This is a genomic window from Pseudomonas sp. NPDC089428 (assembly GCF_044749325.1).
Classification (GTDB): Bacteria; Pseudomonadota; Gammaproteobacteria; order Pseudomonadales; family Pseudomonadaceae; genus Aquipseudomonas.
This window is the reverse complement of the sequence record NZ_JBIVHT010000008.1, coordinates 78,714-98,355: the sequence shown is the minus strand read 5'-3', so window position 1 is coordinate 98,355 and position 19,642 is coordinate 78,714. Positions and strand designations below refer to the sequence as shown.

Annotated in this window: 19 protein-coding genes; 5 read left to right on the top strand and 14 right to left on the bottom strand. The window is 64.4% G+C overall.

Translation table 11 applies throughout. From position 1 onward, the window contains the following. Nucleotides 1-13 precede the first annotated feature (13 nt). The gene (locus ACIPZ5_RS16775; RefSeq protein ID WP_400809743.1) at nucleotides 14-460 is read left to right on the top strand and encodes a universal stress protein; all 447 of its coding nucleotides are present in this window, start codon (nucleotides 14-16) and stop codon (nucleotides 458-460) included. A gap of 132 nt (nucleotides 461-592) precedes the next feature. On the opposite strand, the gene ACIPZ5_RS16770 is transcribed toward ACIPZ5_RS16775, so the two are convergent. From ACIPZ5_RS16770 to ACIPZ5_RS16755, 4 genes are read right to left on the bottom strand one after another with little or no spacing between them, the layout of a single operon-like run. Next, nucleotides 593-1,453 (bottom strand): HlyD family secretion protein, encoded by an 861-nt coding sequence (locus ACIPZ5_RS16770; protein WP_343597927.1) that lies wholly within the window; start codon nucleotides 1,451-1,453, stop codon nucleotides 593-595. A gap of 10 nt (nucleotides 1,454-1,463) precedes the next feature. Then, nucleotides 1,464-1,664 (bottom strand): DUF1656 domain-containing protein, encoded by a 201-nt coding sequence (locus ACIPZ5_RS16765; RefSeq protein ID WP_008097766.1) that lies wholly within the window; start codon nucleotides 1,662-1,664, stop codon nucleotides 1,464-1,466. 4 nt (nucleotides 1,665-1,668) lie between these two features. Beyond that, a complete protein-coding gene (locus ACIPZ5_RS16760; protein ID WP_400809741.1) occupies nucleotides 1,669-3,846 on the bottom strand; it encodes an FUSC family protein in 2,178 nt (725 codons plus the stop codon). Beyond that, entirely contained in the window at nucleotides 3,843-5,372 is a 1,530-nt protein-coding gene (locus ACIPZ5_RS16755) for an efflux transporter outer membrane subunit (RefSeq protein WP_343597931.1), read from the bottom strand. Before ACIPZ5_RS16755 ends, ACIPZ5_RS16760 begins: the two co-directional genes overlap by 4 nt. A 180-nt stretch (nucleotides 5,373-5,552) precedes the next feature. Here ACIPZ5_RS16755 and ACIPZ5_RS16750 point away from each other — a divergent pair, with 180 nt between their 5' ends. Both ACIPZ5_RS16750 and ACIPZ5_RS16745 read left to right on the top strand, forming a co-directional pair. Then, complete coding sequence (locus tag ACIPZ5_RS16750; protein WP_261941525.1) at nucleotides 5,553-6,500, top strand: LysR family transcriptional regulator; 948 nt, start codon at nucleotides 5,553-5,555, stop codon at nucleotides 6,498-6,500. 81 nt (nucleotides 6,501-6,581) lie between these two features. Beyond that, entirely contained in the window at nucleotides 6,582-7,556 is a 975-nt protein-coding gene (locus tag ACIPZ5_RS16745; protein WP_400809740.1) for a 2-hydroxyacid dehydrogenase, read from the top strand. A gap of 114 nt (nucleotides 7,557-7,670) precedes the next feature. Here ACIPZ5_RS16745 and ACIPZ5_RS16740 read toward each other — a convergent pair whose 3' ends face one another. From ACIPZ5_RS16740 to ACIPZ5_RS16725, 4 genes are all read right to left on the bottom strand, one after another. Beyond that, nucleotides 7,671-8,609, bottom strand: a complete 939-nt coding sequence (locus ACIPZ5_RS16740) for a glycosyltransferase family 2 protein (RefSeq protein WP_343597936.1) — start codon at nucleotides 8,607-8,609, stop codon at nucleotides 7,671-7,673. Then, on the bottom strand, nucleotides 8,606-8,974 hold the full coding sequence (locus tag ACIPZ5_RS16735; protein WP_400809739.1) for a GtrA family protein: 369 nt from the start codon (nucleotides 8,972-8,974) through the stop codon (nucleotides 8,606-8,608). Before ACIPZ5_RS16735 ends, ACIPZ5_RS16740 begins: the two co-directional genes overlap by 4 nt. Continuing rightward, complete coding sequence (locus ACIPZ5_RS16730) at nucleotides 8,971-10,464, bottom strand: glucosyltransferase domain-containing protein (protein ID WP_343597940.1); 1,494 nt, start codon at nucleotides 10,462-10,464, stop codon at nucleotides 8,971-8,973. The genes ACIPZ5_RS16735 and ACIPZ5_RS16730 overlap by 4 nt, the downstream gene beginning before the upstream one ends. Nucleotides 10,465-10,555: 91 nt before the next feature. Beyond that, nucleotides 10,556-11,449, bottom strand: coding sequence for a DMT family transporter (locus ACIPZ5_RS16725; protein ID WP_343597942.1), 894 nt, complete (start codon nucleotides 11,447-11,449; stop codon nucleotides 10,556-10,558). 264 nt (nucleotides 11,450-11,713) lie between these two features. Here ACIPZ5_RS16725 and ACIPZ5_RS16720 point away from each other — a divergent pair, with 264 nt between their 5' ends. Beyond that, on the top strand, nucleotides 11,714-12,589 hold the full coding sequence (locus tag ACIPZ5_RS16720; protein ID WP_261941528.1) for a helix-turn-helix domain-containing protein: 876 nt from the start codon (nucleotides 11,714-11,716) through the stop codon (nucleotides 12,587-12,589). Between the two features lie 78 nt (nucleotides 12,590-12,667). Here ACIPZ5_RS16720 and ACIPZ5_RS16715 read toward each other — a convergent pair whose 3' ends face one another. From ACIPZ5_RS16715 to ACIPZ5_RS16690, 6 genes are all read right to left on the bottom strand, one after another. After that, entirely contained in the window at nucleotides 12,668-15,058 is a 2,391-nt protein-coding gene (locus ACIPZ5_RS16715) for a TonB-dependent siderophore receptor (protein ID WP_400809737.1), read from the bottom strand. A 101-nt stretch (nucleotides 15,059-15,159) separates the two neighbouring features. After that, on the bottom strand, nucleotides 15,160-16,140 hold the full coding sequence (locus tag ACIPZ5_RS16710) for a FecR family protein (RefSeq protein WP_400809735.1): 981 nt from the start codon (nucleotides 16,138-16,140) through the stop codon (nucleotides 15,160-15,162). Next, the gene (locus ACIPZ5_RS16705) at nucleotides 16,137-16,688 is read right to left on the bottom strand and encodes an RNA polymerase sigma factor (protein ID WP_261941531.1); all 552 of its coding nucleotides are present in this window, start codon (nucleotides 16,686-16,688) and stop codon (nucleotides 16,137-16,139) included. Before ACIPZ5_RS16705 ends, ACIPZ5_RS16710 begins: the two co-directional genes overlap by 4 nt. A gap of 4 nt (nucleotides 16,689-16,692) precedes the next feature. Then, a complete protein-coding gene (locus ACIPZ5_RS16700; protein WP_343597949.1) occupies nucleotides 16,693-17,019 on the bottom strand; it encodes a DUF3325 domain-containing protein in 327 nt (108 codons plus the stop codon). Then, nucleotides 17,019-18,590, bottom strand: a complete 1,572-nt coding sequence (locus ACIPZ5_RS16695) for a PepSY-associated TM helix domain-containing protein (protein ID WP_400809733.1) — start codon at nucleotides 18,588-18,590, stop codon at nucleotides 17,019-17,021. Before ACIPZ5_RS16695 ends, ACIPZ5_RS16700 begins: the two co-directional genes overlap by 1 nt. Next, complete coding sequence (locus tag ACIPZ5_RS16690; protein ID WP_085675010.1) at nucleotides 18,587-18,892, bottom strand: DUF3649 domain-containing protein; 306 nt, start codon at nucleotides 18,890-18,892, stop codon at nucleotides 18,587-18,589. The genes ACIPZ5_RS16695 and ACIPZ5_RS16690 overlap by 4 nt, the downstream gene beginning before the upstream one ends. 392 nt (nucleotides 18,893-19,284) lie before the next feature. Between ACIPZ5_RS16690 and ACIPZ5_RS16685 the strand changes: the two genes are divergently transcribed. After that, the gene (locus tag ACIPZ5_RS16685) at nucleotides 19,285-19,632 is read left to right on the top strand and encodes an HPF/RaiA family ribosome-associated protein (protein WP_167065769.1); all 348 of its coding nucleotides are present in this window, start codon (nucleotides 19,285-19,287) and stop codon (nucleotides 19,630-19,632) included. Nucleotides 19,633-19,642: the final 10 nt, after the last annotated feature.

The window sequence follows — 19,642 nt, the reverse complement described above, 5'->3', positions numbered from 1 at the left end:
ACCAAGGATTCCCATGCCCAGCCCCGTCCTGATCGCCATCGATGCCTCCCCCGCCGCCAGCGCCCTGATCACCCTCGCCCGCCGCTACTGCCGCCCCGACGAACACGCGTTGCACGTGCTGCTGGCCATCGACTCGACCTTCGCCGTGCACGACAAGCCCGCGCCCTACACTGTCGAGGAACTGGAGGAATACCCTGCCGCCTGCGAGGAACAACGCCTGGGCGACCGCGCCGTGGCCGAGGCGGTGCAACTGCTGCAGCAGGCCGGCTTCAGCAGCCAGGGCTGCATGGTCGCCGGGCAGCCGGTCGAGGCGATTGTCGCCAAGGCACAGGAACTGAACTGCGAGCTGATCATCATGGGCCACCGCCACCTGTCGCGGCTGGGGCGGTTACTGGACCCATCGATCAGCGCGAAAGTGATTGATCGGGTTGAGGTGCCTGTGCTGGTCGGAGCTGCTTGAACCGCTGAACACGCAGGTAATGCGATTGCATTGGTTTTTCAGAAGATGCTGCCGAGCAGCCACCCTGCGGACGATTGGGACCAATTGCTGCAAGAGTGCGGGCCTGCACAGGTCAGGCCCACGTAGCAGCATTCACTCCTCGCCCGGCTTCACCACCACCGTACAGGTCGTCCCCGCCGCCAGCAGGAACCCGTCCGGCACTTCATCGATATGAATCCGCACCGGCACCCGCTGTGCCAGGCGCACCCAGTTGAACGTCGGGTTCACGTCGGCGATCAGCTCGCGGCTCTGCGGGTTGTCGCGGTCGTAGATGCCGCGCGCGATGCTCTCCACATGCCCCTTGAGGCGCTCGCCGCTCATCATCTGCAGCTCGGCCTGGTCACCCACCTTCACGTGCGGCAACTTGGTCTCCTCGAAGAAGCCATACACCCAGAAGGAGTTCTCGTCGACCACCGCCATCACCGCTTCGCCGGTACGCGCATAGTCACCCTTGTGGATGTTCAGGTTGGTCACGTAACCGTCCACCGTGGCGACGATATGGGTGCGCTTGAGGTTCAGCTCGGCCGCCGCCAGTTCAGCCTGGGCCTGCTGATAGTCGGCCAGGGCGGAGTTGGCAATGTTGCTGGCGTCGTCACGGTTTTCCTTGGAGATCACCAGGTTGTCCATGTCGGCACGGCGCTTGGCGTTGACCTTGCGCATCTCCCAGGTGGCCTTGCGCGAGGCGACCAGGGCCTTGGCCTGGTCGACCGCCAGCTGGTAGTGCTCAGGGTCGATCTGGATCAGCAGGTCGCCCTTCTTCACCCGCTGGTTGTCCTTGACCGGCACGTCCACCACATAGCCAGGCACGTCGGCGGCGACGTTGATGATGTCGGCGCGCACGCGGCCATCGCGGGTCCACGGCGTGGTCATGTAGTGCAACCACAACTGGCGACCGATCACCACGGCAGCGGCCAGCACCAGCAGGGTGGCGATCAGGCTGAAGAACTTTTTCATCGAAGGTTTCTCACCAGTAGAGCGACAGCGCCAGGGCGCCGAACAGGCAGACGAACAGGCTCAGGCGCAGCAGCGCCGGGTGCCAGAAGAAGCGGTAACCATCATGGCTGGCGATGAACCGGTCCAGGCCCCAGGCCAGGCCCAGGGCGAACAGGAACATCAGGGTCATGGTGGGCATGTACACGCCATGGAAGGCGATCTCACGGGGCATGCTTTCACGGAGCATCGTGCAATCCTTTCGCCGGTGCCAGCGGCGACTGTGGGTCCAATAGGGATGAACGGATGAAGTGCAGGTAGCTCTGGACACGGCGCAGCACCGAGGTGTCGAAGTGCCGGGCGAACGGTTCGTCAGTGGCCTGCACGCGCGCGATGGCGTGGTCCACCGCGACCAGGGCGCGTTCGTGGTTGCTGGCGCTGGGCTGCAGGAACAGACGGGCCAGGGCACGGCCCATGACACGAATGGCCTGGCGCCACGGCTGCGACTCGGCGTAGGCCGGGTGGACCGGCGCGCGGGCCTGCTCCTTGCGCAGTTCGATGATGGCGTGGCCGATCTCCAGCACGGTGAACATCCAGCCCATCAGCTGGCTCTGTACCTGCGGCTTGCCGGCAGCCAGGCCATAGGCCTGGTGCAACAGGTCGCGGGTGCGGCTTTCGAAGGCCGACCCGAGGCCGCGCAGGCGGCCGCTGATGGCGAACAGCACCTGCCCGCGCAGCTCCTGCTCCAGGCGGCTCCACAGCCAACGGCTGTTCGGCGGCAGGATGATCGCCCCGGCTGCGGCGCAGACGAACATGCCGATGACCATGCCGATGTAGTCGTTGATGAAGCTGTAGGGGTCGTAGACGGTCAGGTTGTTCGGCACCGAGCCGATGGCGAAGAACACCAGCAGGCCGATGCCGTAACCGGCGTAGGCTGGCCGCGACGACAGGAAGGCACCGAGCACGAACACCGGCGCCAGGACCATGCACAGCAGCGGGAAACCGTCGATCCAGGGGAACACGAAGAAGGTTTCGAAAAAGCCGATGAAGGCACCGATCGCCGTACCACAGGCCATCTGGAACGACATGCGCTTGGGGTTCGGCGAAGCGGCCGAGAGGCCCACGGTGACGGTGGCGATCAGGGTCATCATGGCACCGCTGGGCCAGTCGCTCATCAGCCAGTAGCTGCCCAGCAGCAACAGCACCGCCGACGCCCGCACACCGGCGGCCAGCGACACCAGCCAGCTGGTCTGCGCCACATAGGGCTCATCCCACTGCTCGCGCTCGTGCTTGTGCGCGGCCAGCGAGGCGTGGGTTTCGGCGTAGCTGTACATCTCGTCGACGAAACGGTAGAGCAACTCGAATGCAGTGTGGAAATCGAGCAGGTCGGATTCGCTGGGCAGGGTTGCCAGGTAGTCGGCGCGCAGGCTACGCACCTGCGCCTGCAGGCCTTCCTTGTAGGCCGCCAGTTCCAGGGTCAGGCGCAGCGCATCGGCGTCGGTCAGCGCCCGGCCCACATAGGGCTGCAGCAGCTCCACCAAAGTGTCCAGGCCTGGCTCGATGGCGCTGACGATCTGCAGCGGACCGCGGGCGCGCAGGCGCTCCAGCAAGCGGTGCAAGGCGTTGAAGCGCGTGGTGATGGCCATGAACTCGCTGTTCATGCGCACCAGGCGGCCAGAGCGGCGACGCATGTGCGGGTCTTCGAAGGCAGTGACGTTACGCAGGCTCTCCAGCCCCACCGCCTCGGCGACGAAGCGCACGTTGCTGGTCTCGAAGCGGTCGCGCTGGCTATCGCCGCGCAAGGCTTCCACCACTACCCCGGCGAATACGCCGAAGCGCTGGTACAGGGCATTGCGCATGGCGGCACTGGCCGACTGCGGCAGGATCGCGGCGCTGACGAACGTCGACACCAGGATGCCCAGGGCAATTTCAAGGACCCGCCACACGGCCGCCATGAACGCCTGGTCCGGGTGCTGCAGCACGGGCAGGCCGATCATCGCCGCGGTGTAGCCGGCGAGGACGAAGCCATAGGCGCGGAAGGTGCGGTAGCGCATGGCGCCGGCCGAGCACAGGCCAACCCACACCGCCAGGCTGGGCAGGAACAGTTCGGTGTTCTGCGGGAAGATGGCGATCAGCGCGACCATCATCGCCGAGCCGGCCAAGGTGCCGAGCACCCGATAGAAGCTCTTGGCGAACACATGGCCGCTCTGCGGCTGCATGACGATGAACACGGTGATCATCGCCGTACGCGGTTGCGGCAGCTCCAGGCGCATGGCCAGCCACAGGGTGATGAACGCTGCCGCCAGCACCTTGAAGATGTAGACCCAGGTCACCCCGTCGGTGCGCGCCCAGGCAAAGAAGCCCCGGCGCCATTCGAGGCTCTGCAGCCAGCGCATGGGCAAACTGGAAGTGCTCATTCGGCGTTATCCGGCTTCTTGTCGAAAATGGCCAGGGTGGCGGGGGTTTCAGGCGCTGCCTGGCGTTCTTCCTTCGGCACGTCCTGGCCGGCCTGCAGGCCGCCGCCCAGGGCGGTGACCAGTTCGGCATGGGCGATCAGGCGTGCAGCTTGCACCTGCTGCTGCACCTGCTGCTGGCGGAACAGCAAGGTCTGCGCATTGAGCACGTTGAGGTAGTCGGTCAGGCCGCGCTGGAAGGCCACCGTGGCGATGTCGTAGGTTTTCTGCGCAGCGGCCACCGACTCGGCGGCGAAGTGCGACTGCTCCTTCATCGATTCACGGCGGATCAGCTGGTCGGAAATGTTCTTCAGCGCGCCGACAACGGTCTGGTTGTAGCGCGCCACGGCCACGTCATAACCCGCCGAGGCCACGCCCAGCTGCGAGCGCAGGCGGCCACCGTCGAAGATCGGCAGGCTGATCGCCGGGCCGACGTTGTAGTTGAACTTGCGTCCGGTCAGGAATTCCAGCGGGCCACCACCGGTGGCCATGAAGCCGAGGCTGCCGACCAGGTCGACGTTGGGAAAGAAACCGGCGTGGGCGACATCGATGCCACGGGCCTGTGCGGCGACCTGCCAGCGGCTGGCGACCACGTCCGGGCGCTGGCCGACCAGCTCGGCAGGCAGGTTCGAAGGCAGTTTCAGAGGGGCCGCAAGGGCCAGGGTCGGCCGTTGCAACTGCGCGCCCTCCCCTGGGCCTTTGCCCGCCAGCGCCGCCAGCTGGTTGCGGGTCAGGGCGATTTCTTCGTCGAGGCTATCGAGCTGGCGATGGGTTTCGGGCAGCGGTGCCTCGGCCTGGCTGACCTCGAAATGGGTGCCGATGCCACCGTCCAGACGGCGCTTGGCCAGGGCCAGGATCTGCTCCTGCTGTTCGAGCTCGGCCTTGACGATGTCACGCTGGGCGAAATGCAGGCTCAGCTGAATGTAGGCGCGCACCACGTTGTTCTGCAGCTCCAGCTGCGCCTGGCGGGCCTCGGCCACGCTCATGTGGGCCTGGTCCACCGCCTGCTCGCTGGCGTTGCGCTCACGCCCCCACAGGTCCAACGCGTAGCTGAAGCCGATGGCGGCGTTGTTGTCCCAGGTGTTGGCACCCGACAGCGCGCCAGGGCCGTAGAACTGATCCTCAGGCCAGTTATGCCGTTTGAGCGTGGCATCACCATTGACCTGGAGCTTTTCCGCCGACTCGACCACACCCGCCATGGCCTTGGCTTCACGCACACGCGCCGCCGCCATGGCCAGGCTTGGGCTGCCGGCCACGGCCAGGTCGATCCAGCGGTCGAGTTGTGGGTCGCCATAGGCATGCCACCAGCGCTGGTCAGGCCAGTGCGCGTCGCTGGCCGCTTCGCGAATGGCCGCGTCGGTGGTCAAGGTATTGGCTTGCAGGGTCTTGCTTTGCGGGGCGATACCCCAGGTTCCGATACAGCCGCTCAAGGTGAAACTAAGGGCACAGGCACTGAACACTTGAAGCGTTCTGAGGATGCGACGCGGCACAGCTGCGATTTCCCGAGGAAGAGGTGGAGGGGCCGGGCAATTCTAGGGGGGCGCCGCACTGGCGATAAGCGCATATTCCTGCGAATCTTTGTTACCGAAACAGCGATAATCCGGCTTTGGTCGAACGCACATTCGCGTTACTTCGTGACACAATTTTGTCCTCTACCTTGAGAGTGACCCATGGACACCCTGCAAAACATGCGTGCTTTCAGTTGCGTAGCCCAGCTAGGCAGCTTTACCGCTGCCGCGGCGCAACTGGATACGACCACCGCGAACGTGTCGCGGGCGGTCTCCAACCTGGAAGCCCATCTGCAAACCCGGCTGCTCAACCGCACCACCCGGCGCATCGCCTTGACCGAGGCCGGCAAGCGTTACCTGATGCGCTGCGAACAGATCCTCACCTACGTCGAAGAAGCCGAAGCTGAAGCCAGCGACGCCCATGCCCGGCCTGCCGGGCAGTTGAAGGTGCATTCGATGACCGGGGTCGGCCAGCACTTCGTGGTCGATGCCATCGCCCGCTACCGCGAGTCGCACCCGGACGTGACCTTCGACCTGACCATGGCCAACCGCGTGCCCGACCTGCTCGACGAGGGCTACGACGTGTCCATCGTGCTGGCCACCGAGCTGCCGGACTCCGGTTTCGTCTCGCAACGCCTGGGCATCACCTACAGCATTGTCTGCGCCTCGCCCGAGTACGTGGCCAAGCACGGCTTTGCGCAAAAGCCGGTCGACCTGCTCAAGCATTCCTGCCTGCGCATGGTCAGCCCGGTGATCCCGCTGGAAAAATGGCTGTTCGACGGCCCGGAGGGCCAGGAGTTGGTGAACATCACCAGCTCGCCGTTCCAGGTCAACTCGGCGGATGCGATGAAAACCGCGATCCGCAGTGGCATGGGCATGGGCGTGTTGCCGATCTACTCGGTGATCGATGGCTTGCGTGACGGCAGCCTGGTCCGGGTGATGCCGGAGTACCGGCTGCAGGAGCTGAACCTGTATGCCATCTACCCGTCGCGCCAGTACCTGGATGCCAAGATCAAGACCTGGGTCGAGTACCTGCGTAACTCGTTGCCGGAAATTCTGGCGGCCCATGAAGCCGACCTGAAAACCCACGAATTGCTGCTCGCCAACTGAAAAAAGCTGCTGCACGGCGGCGGTGGACAATGGTAGGTTGCTAACCAATCAACCCCAGCCACCGCCCTGAGAAGTTGCCCGATGAAAAAGACCGTCCTGGCCTTCAGCCGCATCACCCCGGCCATGGCCGAGCACCTGCAGCAAGACTTCAACGTGATCGTGCCGAACCCCAAGCTCGGCGACATCAGTGCCCAGTTCAACGAAGCGCTGCCCGAGGCCCACGGCCTGATCGGCGCCGGCCGCAAGCTGGGCCGCGCGCAACTCGAAGGCGCGGGTAAGCTCGAAGTGGTGTCCAGCGTCTCGGTCGGTTATGACAACTATGACCTCGACTATTTCAACGAGCGCGGCATCGCCCTGACCAACACCCCCGACGTGCTCACCGAAAGCACCGCCGACCTGGGCTTCTCGCTGATCATGGGCTGCGCCCGCCGCACCGCCGAGCTCGACGCCTGGACCAAGGCCGGCCACTGGCAAGCCACGGTCGCCCCGTCGCACTTCGGCAGCGATGTGCATGGCAAGACCCTGGGCATCGTCGGCCTGGGCAACATCGGCGCCGCCATTGCCCGGCGTGGCCGCTTCGGCTTCAACATGTCGATCCTGTATGCCGGCAACAGCCGCAAGACGGCGCTGGAGCAGGAACTGGGCGCCCAGTACCGCAGCCTCGAGCAACTGCTGGCGGAGTCCGACTTCGTCTGCCTGGTGGTGCCGCTGTCCGATGCCACGCGCAAGCTGATCGGCGCCCGTGAATTGAAGCTGATGAAACCGAGTGCGTTCCTGATCAACATCGCCCGCGGCCCGGTGGTCGACGAAGCGGCGCTGATCGAGGCGCTGCAGAACGGCACCCTGCGTGGCGCCGGCCTGGATGTTTACGAGAAAGAGCCCCTGAGCCAGTCGCCGCTGTTCCAGCTGCCCAATGCGCTGACCTTGCCGCACATCGGTTCGGCGACTGCCGAGACCCGCGAGGCCATGGCCAACCGGGCGATGGAAAACCTGCGGGCAGCGCTGCTCGGCGAGCGGCCGCGGGATCTGGTGAATCCGCAGGTGTGGAAGGGCTGATAGCCCTCTAGCGCCTGTACTGGCCTCTTCGCGGCTGCAACCGCTCCTACAGGGACCTCGCAATACGTGTGGGAGCGGCTTCAGCCGCGAAGAGGCCGGTACAGGCAACTCATTTCACCTGGGTTGTCGCCGCCTGCCCAATACCTTGCGCACCACGTACCGCGGCCGATGCTTGGTCTCCTGGTAGACCCGCCCGATGTACTCTCCCAATATCCCGATGCCGATCAACTGCACCCCACCCAGGAATAGAATCGCCGTCATCATCGAGGGGTAGCCCGGCACATCATTGCCATGCAGCATCTTGTCGACCAGCATGTACACCGCAAAGGCAAAGGCGAACAACGACACCCCTGCGCCCACGTAGCTCCACAGCCGCAAAGGCACGGTGCTGAACGAGGTGATGCCGTCCAGTGCCAGGTTCCACAAACGCCAGAAACTGAACTTGCTGTTGCCCGCCGCGCGCCCTGGTCGGTCGTACTCGATGATCGCGGTGCGAAAGCCCACCCACGACAGCACCCCCTTCATGAACAGCTGCTGTTCGGGCAGCTGGCGGATCGCAGCCACCACCTTGCGATCGAGCAGGCGGAAATCGCCGACATTCTCTTCGATATGGGTCGAGGCGATGCGATTGTGCAAGCGATAGTAGAAGCGCGCGCTCCAGCGCTTTAGCGGCGTGTCGGCGGCCCGGCTGCGGCGCTTGGCCAGCACCACGTCGGCGCCTTCTCGCCAAAGTGCGATCATCTGCGCGATGACGTCGACCGGGTCTTGCAGATCGACATCGATCGGCACCACGGCATCACCTTCGGCATATTCAAGGCCGGCGAACAGCGCCGACTCCTTGCCGAAATTGCGCGAAAAATTGACCACCGTGACCCACTCGTCCCGCTCTGCCAGCTCGGCGCAGATGTCTTCGCTGGCATCGCTGCTGCCGTCGTTGACGAACAGGATCTCCACCGTCATGCCCTGTAAAGTCGGCTCATTGCGTACCGCGTCATAGAAGCGCTCCAGGGTGTCCTGTTCGTTAAACACCGGCACGATCAGGGTAATGTTCATGATCCCCTCCGGTTGAACACCACGGTGTACGAAAAGCAGTAGCCTGCAACCAGGCTGGTTGCCGAGAAGGTCAGCAGAGTCAGCCAGGGTGACAGGCCCAGCAGGTCGGAGAGCGCTCCCAAGGCCAGGCTCAGGCAACCCATGCCAAGCACGAACAGCAGATAGCGCTTGCCGCTCGGTGTGACGGCGAAGGTGTAACGGGCATTGAGGTGATAAGACACGGTGGCGGCCACGGCAAACGCCAGCAGATTACTCGGGGCCTGCTTCAGGCCCAGCGCCAGATGCAGCCCGAGGAACACCAGCCAGTGCACCAGGGTGTTACCGATGCCGATCAACCCGTAGCGGGCAAAAGGGGGCCAGGTCACTGCCCGTACCCGTCGGGAGGTTTGACCAGCACGTAGGCGTCGCCGCCGACGCGGTGGATGTCATAGAAACGGTTCGACACTTGCGGCGTCGGGCTGGCCGCCAGCACCTGCTGCCGATTCAGCGGTGGTGGCTGGTAGAACGTGCGCAGGTCGTCGATGCCCACTCGGGGCAGCATCTCTGGCAGCACCACATAGTTGTAGGCGTGGATCCTTGCCATGGCGGGCATGGCGTGCAAGGTGCCGGCCGCCGCAGGAATCCATGGGCGCTTCAGCCAGTAGCCGAGCACGTAGTAATGCTCGGCCGCGCCCAACGACAGCAGATCATGGGCCAGCATCTGTGTGATGGACTGATGCAAGGCTTTCTGCAAAACCAGCACCCGACCATACGCGAACGAGAACGACAGCATGAACAGCAAGGGCACGACCAGCGCCAACAAACGCAGGCGTGGCCAACTGGCCAATGCTCGGTGGACCAGGAGATTCAGCAGCATCAACAACACGCCCAGCCCCATCAGTACCCGTACCGACTGCTCGAACTCCGCCAGCAGCAGAATAAACCCAGGGACACACAGTGCAACCAGCACAACCGCCACCAACAGGGCCGCCATCAAGCCCAAGCGCTTGCCCGCAGCGGCCGGGCGTTGCCACACTCGCTGCAACTCACGCAACAATGCCAACGCGGCACACAGCAGCAGAAGCGCGAACAGCCAGGCATTACCGGGGGTGATCAACAAGCCTACGACCTCAGCCGTGGTCCGCAAGCGTGCCACCACCTCAGCAAGCCATCGCCCATCCAGCGGCAACACGCCGGCGCGCGTCGAGGTCACCATCCAGGCGCAGCTTGCGTAGTACAGCAAAACGCCCAGCAGAAGCTGCCCCGTACGTGCCACAGCCAGCCGACAGACAACAGCCCCCCCGTCACCCTCGATCACTCGCCGCATCACCTCCAGCGCACAGAGCCCGGCAAACACATTGACGCTCGGCTGATAGAGCGCGGCGCCGGCAGCCACCAGCAAAGCCCCGCACAACCCGCTACGCAAACGTTGCATGCCCAGGGTGATAGCCCAGACAGCCGCCGCCAGGGACAACGCCATGCTGGCGCCGTCGTACTGATAGGAAAGGTTCTGCAGGAAATACGGCTGAAACCACAGGGGCAGCACCAGCAGCACACTGCTCAAGGTCGGGAACTCGAACCAGTAGCGCAGCAGACGTGCCAGCGCGTGCCCAGTGACCAACATCGCCAGCAGCAGTGGCAATGGATAGAGGTTCACGGCGCCGGGAGCGAAACTGAGAGCGGCAAACAAGGCGACCATCAACGGCCGCCCTACGTCCATCCAGTCGTTGCGCGCCAGCTGCTCACGGGCATAGTCGTCGAGAAACGGCATGTCGGCCATGAGCAAGGGCACGACATGCAGCAGCAAAGCTGCGCAGCAGAGCAGCCACAGTTGTGCAGGCGTAAGTGGCTTGTCCCATGACGGCGGCGACTGCATCTCCTTTCCCCGAGTAAAGACTCCCCCGGAAAAGTCTAGTCAGCCGCCAACGCCCTACCTGGCATTTTTGTCAGTTGCCTGGCTTGCAGACTCATGCTAACGCCGCAGCCGGCTTGGGCCGTGGCTTGCGGAACACCAGCACATTCCCCGCCATCACCGCCACCAGGCCCAGCAGCGCCGGTGTCGTCCATTGGTAACCTTCGGCAAAAGCCGACACATTCAGCGCCACCAGCGGGAACAACACGGTGCAGTAGGCCGCCCGCTCCGGCCCCATGCGCCCGACCAGGGTCAGGTAGGCGGTGAAGCCGATCACCGAGCCGGGGATGACCAGGTACAGCAGCGAGCCGATGTAGCGGGTGTTCCATTCCATGGCGAAAGGGATGCCGCTGACCAGGCAATACAGCGCCAGCATCGAGGCGCCATAGACCATGCCCCAGGCATTGGTGGTCATGGGCTTGAGCCCGGCCTTCTGCTGCATGCTGGAAAGCATGTTGCCGGCCGAGAAGCACAGCGTGCCGAGCAGTGCCAAGCCCAGGCCGTAGAGGGTTTCGCGGCTGGCTGTGTGGTGCGAGAGCTCGGGCCAGAACAGCAGCCCCAGGCCGAGCAGGCCAAGCGCACCGCCAGCCAGGACATTGCTGGCGATCTTCTGGCCGAAGAAGATCCGGGCGTTGAGGGCATTCCACAAAGTCGCGGTCGAGAACACCACGGCGATCAGGCCACTGGCAACCCACTGACTGGCGGTGAGGAAGCACATGAAGTTGACACAGAACAGGCAAAAGCCCTGTGCCACGCAGATCAGGTGGCCGCGCCGGTTCATCGGCTGCAGGCGGCGGGTGAGCAGGAGCATGGCGAACAGGATCAGGCCGGCCAGGGCGAAGCGATAGACGATCGACACCGGAATGTCGACCACGCCCAGTTGCAGTTTCAGGGCGATCCAGGTGGTCCCCCAGATCAGGACGGTGAGCAGGTACAGAAACAGGTTCATGGCGGCGGTTCCTTGGGCCTTTCAAAGTCGGTGCCCGGCGCTTTCGCGGGGCAAGCCCGCTCCCACAGGTACATCACTCGCCTTACCAGCGGCGCGGTCTCTGCAGGAGCGGGCTTGTCCCGCGAATCAAGGGCGCAGCCCTCGCCAGGGCCACCAGTGTTCTCCCTGATCGCTGCTTTTCGCTTGCACAAACTTGCGCTTTTCCTGCCCGGGTAGCTGTCACCGGCATGCAGGCGCAGTACGATGAGCCCCAGAGGACTCACCATGACCCCACTCACCCAGTTGCAAGTGTTCAACGCCATGCACGCCTCGCCAAACGCCCGGCTGGAGCTGAGCGCGCACCTGGGCGACGGTCTGGCGGCAGCGTTGTGGAGCAACCGCGACGACGCCCGCGACTACCAGGCGCCGAGCCATCACACACTGTCGTGCTACATCGCCGATGGCACCGGCACCTTCCGCCGCCAGCGCCCGGCCGACAAGGGCGCGCCTGACAAGTTGTGCATCATGCCAGCGGGGCACGAGTCGAACTGGGTGGTGAACGGTGCGATTCGCCTGGCCCATCTGTACATCAGCGAGGCCCAGTTCGCCCTGGGCTGCGTGCGCCTGCTCGACCGTGAGCCACGCGAACTGCAGCTGCAGGAGGCGACCTTCCTCGATGACCCGCAGCAATCCGTGCGCTTTCGCCAGCTGATCACCCTCGACTGGGATGAACCCGCCGAGCGCTTGCTGGCCAGCAGCCTGGCCCACGAGATCGTCGACCATGCCGTACTCAGCCAGGTTGGCCTGCGCCAGGGGTTGCGCCTGAAAGGCGGGCTGGCGCCGAGCCTGCGTCGGCAGCTGGTCGAGTATATCGAGGCGCACCTCGACCAGCCGATTACCTTGGGCGAGCTGGCACTGCGCTGCAACCTGTCGGAGTACCACTTTGCGCGGATGTTCCGCACCAGTTTCGGCCTGCCGCCGCATCAGTACTTGCTGGCGCGACGGCTGCACCGGGCTTGCCAGTTGTTGCGCCTGGGCGAACTGCCCTTGGGCCAGGTGGCACTGCTGTGCGGGTTCGCCAGTGCCAGCCATTTCAGCAACCGCTTCCGCCAGGCGCTGGGGGCGACACCTGGCGAGTACCGTTCGGCCATTCGCGGCTGAAGCCGCCCCCACAGGCCCTGCGCCGTCCCTTAAGGAGCGGCTTTAGCCGCGAAGAGGCCGACACAGGCTGTACAAGGTTCAGAACTCGAAGGTACTCGACAGGCTCACCTGCCGCGCATCGCCAATGGCGACGAAGTACTGGTTCACCGCCGAGCTGTAATACACCTTGTCGAACAGGTTCTTCACGTTCAGCTGCACGCGCACATTGTGCTCGTCGAGCTTGGTCTCGTAGGTGGCGAACGCGTCAGCCACGGTATAGCTCGGCAGGTCGAAGGTATTGGTCGAATTGCCCGGCCGTTCGCCCACATACCGCGCCCCGGCGCCAAAACGCAGGCGATCGCCACCGAACAGGCTGCCGAAGTCATACACCGCCGACAGCGAGCCGGTATGCCTGGCGACGTTCTGCAGGCGGTTGCCTTCCAGGTCGGGATCCTTGGTCACCTTGGCATCGGTATAGGCGTAACTGCCGATCAGGCTCCAGCGCTCGCTGAGCTGCCCGGTCAGGTCAAGTTCGACGCCGCGCGAATTGACCTCCCCCGCATTGCTGTACACCGTCTCGCCGGTTCCGCTGTCGAAGTTGGCGACCAGCACGTTCTGCTTGGTGATGTCGAACAGCGCCAGGGTACCGGTGAGGCTGCCCGGCATGTCCAGCTTGGCGCCCAGCTCCCAGGACTTGCCCTCCTCCGGCGCCACCGACGAATCCAGCACCACACCCCCGGTCAGCGGGGCAATGCTGGAGTTGGGTTTGAACGACTCGCTGTAGCTACCGTAGAACGACAACTGGTCATCGACCTTGTAGACGATGCCAGCATGCGGCACCCAGGCCTGGCCACTGGTGTCGGTATTGGCCTTGAACGGGCGGCCGCGGCCGGCGTACTGGTCGTATTGCTGGTAACGCGCGCCAGCGACCAGGATCCAGTGCTCGTCCAGGTGCAGCGCGTCCTGCACAAACAAGGCGTCGGTGCGCAGCTTGTCGGTCTGGTCGCTGTCGCTGGCGCGCACTGTCGTACCCTCCACTTCCTGGCCGTAGACCGGGTTCAGGTAGCTGAAGGTGGATTGAGCGCTCTGACGGATCAGGTCACCGCGAAAGATCTTGCGATCTTCGTGGTCAATGCCGAACAGCAGGTCGTTCTGCATGCCGGCCAGCTCGACATTGCCGGTGAGGCTCAAGGTGGCGAACTGGTCGCGGCTCATGGCGTTGTGGGTGCCGTCCATGCTGCGCGTCAGCGTGCCCTTGGCCTCGTTCACCGCAGTAACGCGAACCTGGCTGGCATCGTAGGTCTCGCGGTTGAAGCTGTAGCCGAAGTGCAGCTTCCAGTCGTCGGCCAGCTGGTGGTCGACCTCCAGGCGATAAAGGTCGGAACGCCCTTCCATGTCGTTGAATGGTTCGTCCAGCCGGCGGGTAGCGGGGATGTCCAGTGGGTGGCCGTTGCTGCCGAATGCCGTGCCGCGGTCGAACGGATAAAGGAATTCGCGGTGCTCGTAGGCCAGCACCACCTGGGTGTCTTCGCCGAGCCAGGCCAGCGATGGCGCCACCAGCGATTCGCGGTGCACACCGAAGTTGCGCCAGTAGTCCTCGTCCTCGTGATCGACGATCAGGCGGTAGGCGAAATTGCTGTCACCCAGCGCGCCGGTGCTGTCGAAACCACCGCCGCTGCCGTTCTTGCCGCTGCCGTAGGTGGAGCCGCGCACGGTCAGGGCATTGTATTGCTGCAGTTGCGGGCGCTTGCTGACAACGTTGATCACCCCGCCTGGGTCCTGAATGCCGTACAGCAGCGAAGCCGGGCCCTTGAGCACTTCGACCCGCTCGGTGCTGGCATTGAGGCTGCGACCCTGCACCAGCGGCATGCCATCACGCATGATCGAGCCATCGCGGTTGTCACCGAAGCCACGCTTCATCACGGTATCGGAAGTGCCACCGAAATTGTTGCCCTGGGTGATGCCGCTGACGTTGGCCAGGGCGTCGTCGAGGTTGCGTGGGGCCTGGTCGCGGATGACCTGAGCCGGCACCACGTTGATCGCCTGGGGGATGTCCTGGGACGGCCCCTGACCGCGCATGATCGAAGCGCTGGCCGGCGGTTGATAGCTGTAGCTGTCCATTTGCGAGGTCACCGTGGTGGCCTGCAGGTTGAGGGCGCCAGAGGTTTCCACCGGTTCGAGCGTCAGGGTGCGTGCGTCGAGGCGGCGCCAGGTCAGTCCGCTGTTGCCCAGCAGCTGTTGCAGAGCCTGCTCGGCGCTGAACGAGCCATTGAGGGCAGGGGCTTGTACGCCAGGCAATTCGAGGGTGTAGACGACACTCTGGCCAGTGGCACGGCTGAAGGCATTCAGGGCCTGGGCCAGCGGCTGGCTGGGCTGGTCGAACGTGTGCAGCTGAAGTTGCTCGGCAGCCATCAGGCCAGGGGCAGCGGTAATGGCCGAGCACGCTGAAAGGCCGAGCCAGAGGGGAACGCAACGCGGGGTGAACTTCATGGACGCTGACCTGTGAGAGGGTTATTACTGCGAATGAATCGCACTTCCACTCATTACACGGATGCCGCCACCTGTTACCTCATCCGCTTTTGCATTTTTTTTCAGTGGATCACGGTCAACCGCCCCAACAGCGTTTGCCGCGAAAAGCCCAGTACCTTGCCCAGCGAGTCCAGTGCCGCCAAAGGCTCATTCGCCGGGAAGCTGCCGCTGACCTTGCGCTGCCCCAACTCGCCATCAAGGAGGACGATGCGGCCTGGGTAGTAGCGGCCCAGGTCTGCTACCACCTGCGCCAGCGGCGCCTGGTAGTAGTTCAGCCAGCCTTGGCGCCATGCCAGCCGGCTGTCGCTGTCCACGCTCGACAGCTCGCCTGCCTGTCCGTCGGCATAGTCCAGCTGCTGGTTGGCCGTCAGCACCTGGCCGGCCTGCCCCACCGCCGGGACAACAGCCACGCGCCCGCTGCGCACGATGACCTGCGCGCCCTGCCCTTGGTCACGCACTTCGAACTGCGTGCCCAGCACCCGTACTTCGCCGCCAGCGGCCTCCACCACGAACGGCTGCCCCGTATGGGTAACCTGGAAGAATGCTGCGCCATGCAACAGGCGCACGCGGCGTTCGCCTGGCAGGAAGTCGACGGCGATGGCGCTGCCAGCATCCAGGGTCACCTGCGACTGATCCGCCAGGGTCACCTGGCGCAGCGCATCGCTGCTGCTGAAATCGGCCTGCAAGTTGAGCAACCAGTCACTTGGCCGCCAGCCGCCCGCCATGCTGACAGCCAGCACCAGGCACGCCGCAGCCAACGCCATGCCGGCCCGCCGCCAATGCCCTTTGCCTGGCGGTTTGGCCATGGCCAGCAAGTAGCGCTGCAAAGCGGCGTGCTCTTCCTCGGCCAGGCGCGTTGCCGGTGCTTCGCTGAGCTGCCACAGCAACTGGGCCTCGGCGTAGGCTTCGCGATGCCTGGGGTCGGCCAGCAGCCAGCGCTTGAACTCCGCACTGCCGGCAGCTGCAGGCTGTTCGTTGATACGGATCAGCCACTGTAAGGCCGCCTCGGACTGGGCAGCGGTGATCAGGTCTGGATGGCTCATCGGCGGGCGCTCCCAGGCCTGCGAGTTAGGGTCGCGGGCTCGGCAACACTGGCCTTGCACGCTTCAAGGGCGCGCATCATATGCTTTTCCACGGTGCTCTGGGAAAGCTGCATGGCCTTGGCAATTTCGCCGTACTTGCAGCCGTGGATACGATTGAGCAGAAAGATCTGCCGGGTACGCTCAGGCAAGGCACGCAGGGCGGTTTCGATGCGCTGCAGGTCATGATCGATTTCCGCGGCCTGCTCTGGCGCCTGGGCCAGGCCCGCTTCATCCACCGCCAGCGAGGCTTCGGCGACGCGTTCGCGGCTGCCTTCGCTGCGCAAGTGATCGATGGCCAGGTTACCGGCACAGCGCAACAGGTAGGTGTCGAGCGCGTCGACCTTCAGGTCGGGCCGGCGCCAGAAGCGCAGGAACAATTCCTGCACCAGGTCCGACGCCGTGGCACGGCAGCCTACCCGGCGGCTGACCAGGGCTTCCATGCGTGCACGCTGGGCCAGGAATACCTGGACGAAACGCGCGCGGGTGCCGTCGCTGTCGGGTTCGCTCAAGGCATCACCCGGTAAACATGGCCAACAGCGGGCCCAGCACCAGGCTGAGCGCAGCCAGGCCTAACAACAGCCGCGGCTGGTAGGGCAAACCAAACACCCACAAGGTGCCCCCCGCCATCAGCAATGCGACCCACTCCACCAAACCATGTGCCCAGCCACGCCAACGCACGGCGAGGACCAGCGACAGCATCAGCAACAGCCAGCCAACGATGCGCAGCACACGCAGCTGGCCTGGCGAGGGTTTGCGCCCGAGCAGCTCGCTGAAGTGTTTTTCCATCGCCAGGCACAGCGCGGCGAAACCGGCGAAACCGATCAGGGCAATGCTCAGCATCAGTGCACCTCGACCATGTCAGGCGAGACCTTGGCCGCCTTCGGCGCACGTTTGGCGGCGGGCTTGGCAGGGCGCAGCATCTTGCTCGCGGCCCAGGCCAGGAACAGCCCACAGGCCAGGGCGGTAAGGTCGAACCCGGCCATGGCCCAGTCACCCGCAGGCACAGAGGCGTTCAACCCTTGGCCGGTGCTCAGGGCGTTGAGCAGGGGTAACAGGGCAAAGGCCAACGCGCCCAGGGCCAGCTGCTCGCCCCAGGCTTTGCGCCCCGGGCGCACTACGGCATGCAGCAATGACGCCGACCAGACCAGGAAGAAGGCATTCACCTCCCAGTCGGCCCGCCCTTGCAGTGCCACGGGCAGCAGCCGGTTGGCCCAGAAGAAGCCGGCCACGGCGAGGATCAGGCCACTCATGCTGGCTATGTTGAGCACCTCGACCAGGCGCAATTCGCCCGGCAGGCGTTCGCGCTTGGCGTGCTTGAGCTGGCGCTTGCCCAGCCACATCACCAGACCGGTGCCGATCACCGCCGTGCCGGCAAGCCCGAAGGCGAAATACAGCCAGCGCAGCCAGGGCCCGGCGTAGTTGCCCATGTGCAGGCCAGCGAAACTGAAAGAGGTCATCATCGTGGCGCTTTCCGGCGCGCCCTGTTTCAGCAGTTCGCCGGTGGCGCCATCGAAGGTCCAGTTGGCGCTGCGCTTGTAGGGGACGTTGTCTGCCGATGACTGGCTGAAGGTGACACGGGCATTGCGATCCCCCGGGTTCTGCACCTGGATGAAGCCCATGCGTGCGCCCGGCGCCTGCGCCTGGACCTTGGCGTAGAGGCTCTCCAGCGGCACCAGTGGGGTCGCGACATTGGCCAGCTGGGGTGCCTCGTCGCGGCCGAACAGGTCATTGAAATATCCGCTGGTGTTGCCGTAGCTGGCCAGGATGCCGGCCGGCATGACCATGTACATGAACAGCACCAGGCTGCTGTAGCTGATCATCAGGTGGAACGGCAGCACCAGCACGCCGATGGCGTTGTGGCCGTCCAGCCAGGAGCGCTGGGCCTTGCCGGGGCGGAAGGTGAAGAACTCCTTGAAGATCTTCTTGTGGGTGATGATCCCGGTGACCAGCCCCAGCAGCATGATGAAGGCACACAACGTCGACAGCCAGCGGCCCCACGGGTACGGCATCTGCAGTTCGAAATGGAAGCGGTAGAAGAACTCGCCGCCACGTGTATCACGCGCCTCGACCGGCTGCCCGCTCTGCGCGTCCAAGTCTTTTCTGACAAAGCCCCGCCGCCCGCCCTCGGGGTCGCGCCAGCCCACGTTCAAGGCAGCGTCACGCTCGCTGGGCAGGCGGATCATCCAGTTGCCCGAATGCGCGGCGTTGCTCTCCAGGTAGCGCTGGGCCAGCCCCAGGCTGGCCACCGGGTCGAGTGCATGGCGGCGCACCTCCGGCTGTGCCCAGTGGCTGACCTCCTCCTTGAAATACGACAAGGTGCCGGTGAGGAAGATGGCGAACAACAGCCAGCCAAAGATCAGGCCGGTCCAGGTGTGCAGCCAGGCCATGGCCTGGCGGAAGCCTTCCTTCATGGGTTTTTCATCCAGTAGGCGAACCCGCCAAGCAGCCCCAGCACCAGGCTCGGCAGCAGCACGCCAAGCCAGGCGCGCCAGGCGCTGCGGCAGGCGAAGCACCAGATGAAGGCCAGCAGGTAGAACACGAACGAGAGCATCAGGCCGGTCAGCGTGGCGTCGACCTGGGGCAACGGCAGCAACAGGGCCAGGCAGACACTGACCAACGACGCCAGCAGATAGCCACCCAGTAATGCAGCCAGGCTGCGTGAAACCACGGCCAGGCGATAGCTGAGAGGGAGTCCGGCGGCGGAGCGCTTCATGGCGTGAGTCCGGGAAATGGGGGTGCAATAGTAATGAGTTTAATTCTCATAAGCAAAGACTGGTGGAGGCTCGATGCCTGCCTCACCATTTCTGGCGCTCGGTCGCATTAGGCGCTGCAAGGGTCGTGGCGAACCCGTGGTCGCCCTGAACCGGGGGCCGCTATGCGGCCCATCGCCGGCAAGCGCGGCTCCCACAGTGGGGGCGGGGCTTGCCAGCGATGGACTGCGACGCAGTCCCCTTCAACAGATTTGCAACAGAAAATTTATTTTCAAAAAGGGGTTGTATTCGCTGCGCCGTTGCCTGACCTTAGAGTCAAGAGGCGCAGAATTTCCAAGGCCCTCAAGGGCCTAGGCACGCCTCCATGCGAGCAAGCTGAATAAGGATTGGAATCATGCAAATCCAGGTCAACAGCAGCAACCATATCGAAGGCAACATCCGTCTCAACGAGTGGGTCCGCAGTACGCTGGAAGCCACCCTCGAACGCTATGACGACGACCTCACCCGCATCGAGGTCCACCTGCGCGACGAGAACGGCGCCAAGCCCGGCCCGCATGACAAACGCTGCCAGTTGGAGGCTCGCCCGAAAGGCCATCAGCCGATTTCCGTGACCCACACCGCCACCTCGCTGGACCAGGCAGTCGACGGTGCCGCCAGCAAGCTGAACAATGCGCTGGAACACTTCTACGGCAAACTGCGCAGCAAGCGCGGCGTACTGGAACTGAGCGACCCCGACGCCTGATCGGCCCCCT

What these genes read in the sequence shown, in the direction of transcription:
- ACIPZ5_RS16775 (WP_400809743.1), top strand. Translation starts at nt 14, where the DNA reads ATGCCCAGCCCCGTCCTGATCGCCATCGATGCCTCCCCCGCCGCCAGC.
- ACIPZ5_RS16770 (WP_343597927.1), bottom strand. Translation starts at nt 1,453, where the DNA reads ATGAAAAAGTTCTTCAGCCTGATCGCCACCCTGCTGGTGCTGGCCGCT.
- ACIPZ5_RS16765 (WP_008097766.1), bottom strand. Translation starts at nt 1,664, where the DNA reads ATGCCCCGTGAGATCGCCTTCCATGGCGTGTACATGCCCACCATGACC.
- ACIPZ5_RS16760 (WP_400809741.1), bottom strand. Translation starts at nt 3,846, where the DNA reads ATGAGCACTTCCAGTTTGCCCATGCGCTGGCTGCAGAGCCTCGAATGG.
- ACIPZ5_RS16750 (WP_261941525.1), top strand. Translation starts at nt 5,553, where the DNA reads ATGGACACCCTGCAAAACATGCGTGCTTTCAGTTGCGTAGCCCAGCTA.
- ACIPZ5_RS16745 (WP_400809740.1), top strand. Translation starts at nt 6,582, where the DNA reads ATGAAAAAGACCGTCCTGGCCTTCAGCCGCATCACCCCGGCCATGGCC.
- ACIPZ5_RS16740 (WP_343597936.1), bottom strand. Translation starts at nt 8,609, where the DNA reads ATGAACATTACCCTGATCGTGCCGGTGTTTAACGAACAGGACACCCTG.
- ACIPZ5_RS16730 (WP_343597940.1), bottom strand. Translation starts at nt 10,464, where the DNA reads ATGCAGTCGCCGCCGTCATGGGACAAGCCACTTACGCCTGCACAACTG.
- ACIPZ5_RS16725 (WP_343597942.1), bottom strand. Translation starts at nt 11,449, where the DNA reads ATGAACCTGTTTCTGTACCTGCTCACCGTCCTGATCTGGGGGACCACC.
- ACIPZ5_RS16720 (WP_261941528.1), top strand. Translation starts at nt 11,714, where the DNA reads ATGACCCCACTCACCCAGTTGCAAGTGTTCAACGCCATGCACGCCTCG.
- ACIPZ5_RS16715 (WP_400809737.1), bottom strand. Translation starts at nt 15,058, where the DNA reads ATGAAGTTCACCCCGCGTTGCGTTCCCCTCTGGCTCGGCCTTTCAGCG.
- ACIPZ5_RS16710 (WP_400809735.1), bottom strand. Translation starts at nt 16,140, where the DNA reads ATGAGCCATCCAGACCTGATCACCGCTGCCCAGTCCGAGGCGGCCTTA.
- ACIPZ5_RS16700 (WP_343597949.1), bottom strand. Translation starts at nt 17,019, where the DNA reads ATGCTGAGCATTGCCCTGATCGGTTTCGCCGGTTTCGCCGCGCTGTGC.
- ACIPZ5_RS16695 (WP_400809733.1), bottom strand. Translation starts at nt 18,590, where the DNA reads ATGAAGGAAGGCTTCCGCCAGGCCATGGCCTGGCTGCACACCTGGACC.
- ACIPZ5_RS16690 (WP_085675010.1), bottom strand. Translation starts at nt 18,892, where the DNA reads ATGAAGCGCTCCGCCGCCGGACTCCCTCTCAGCTATCGCCTGGCCGTG.
- ACIPZ5_RS16685 (WP_167065769.1), top strand. Translation starts at nt 19,285, where the DNA reads ATGCAAATCCAGGTCAACAGCAGCAACCATATCGAAGGCAACATCCGT.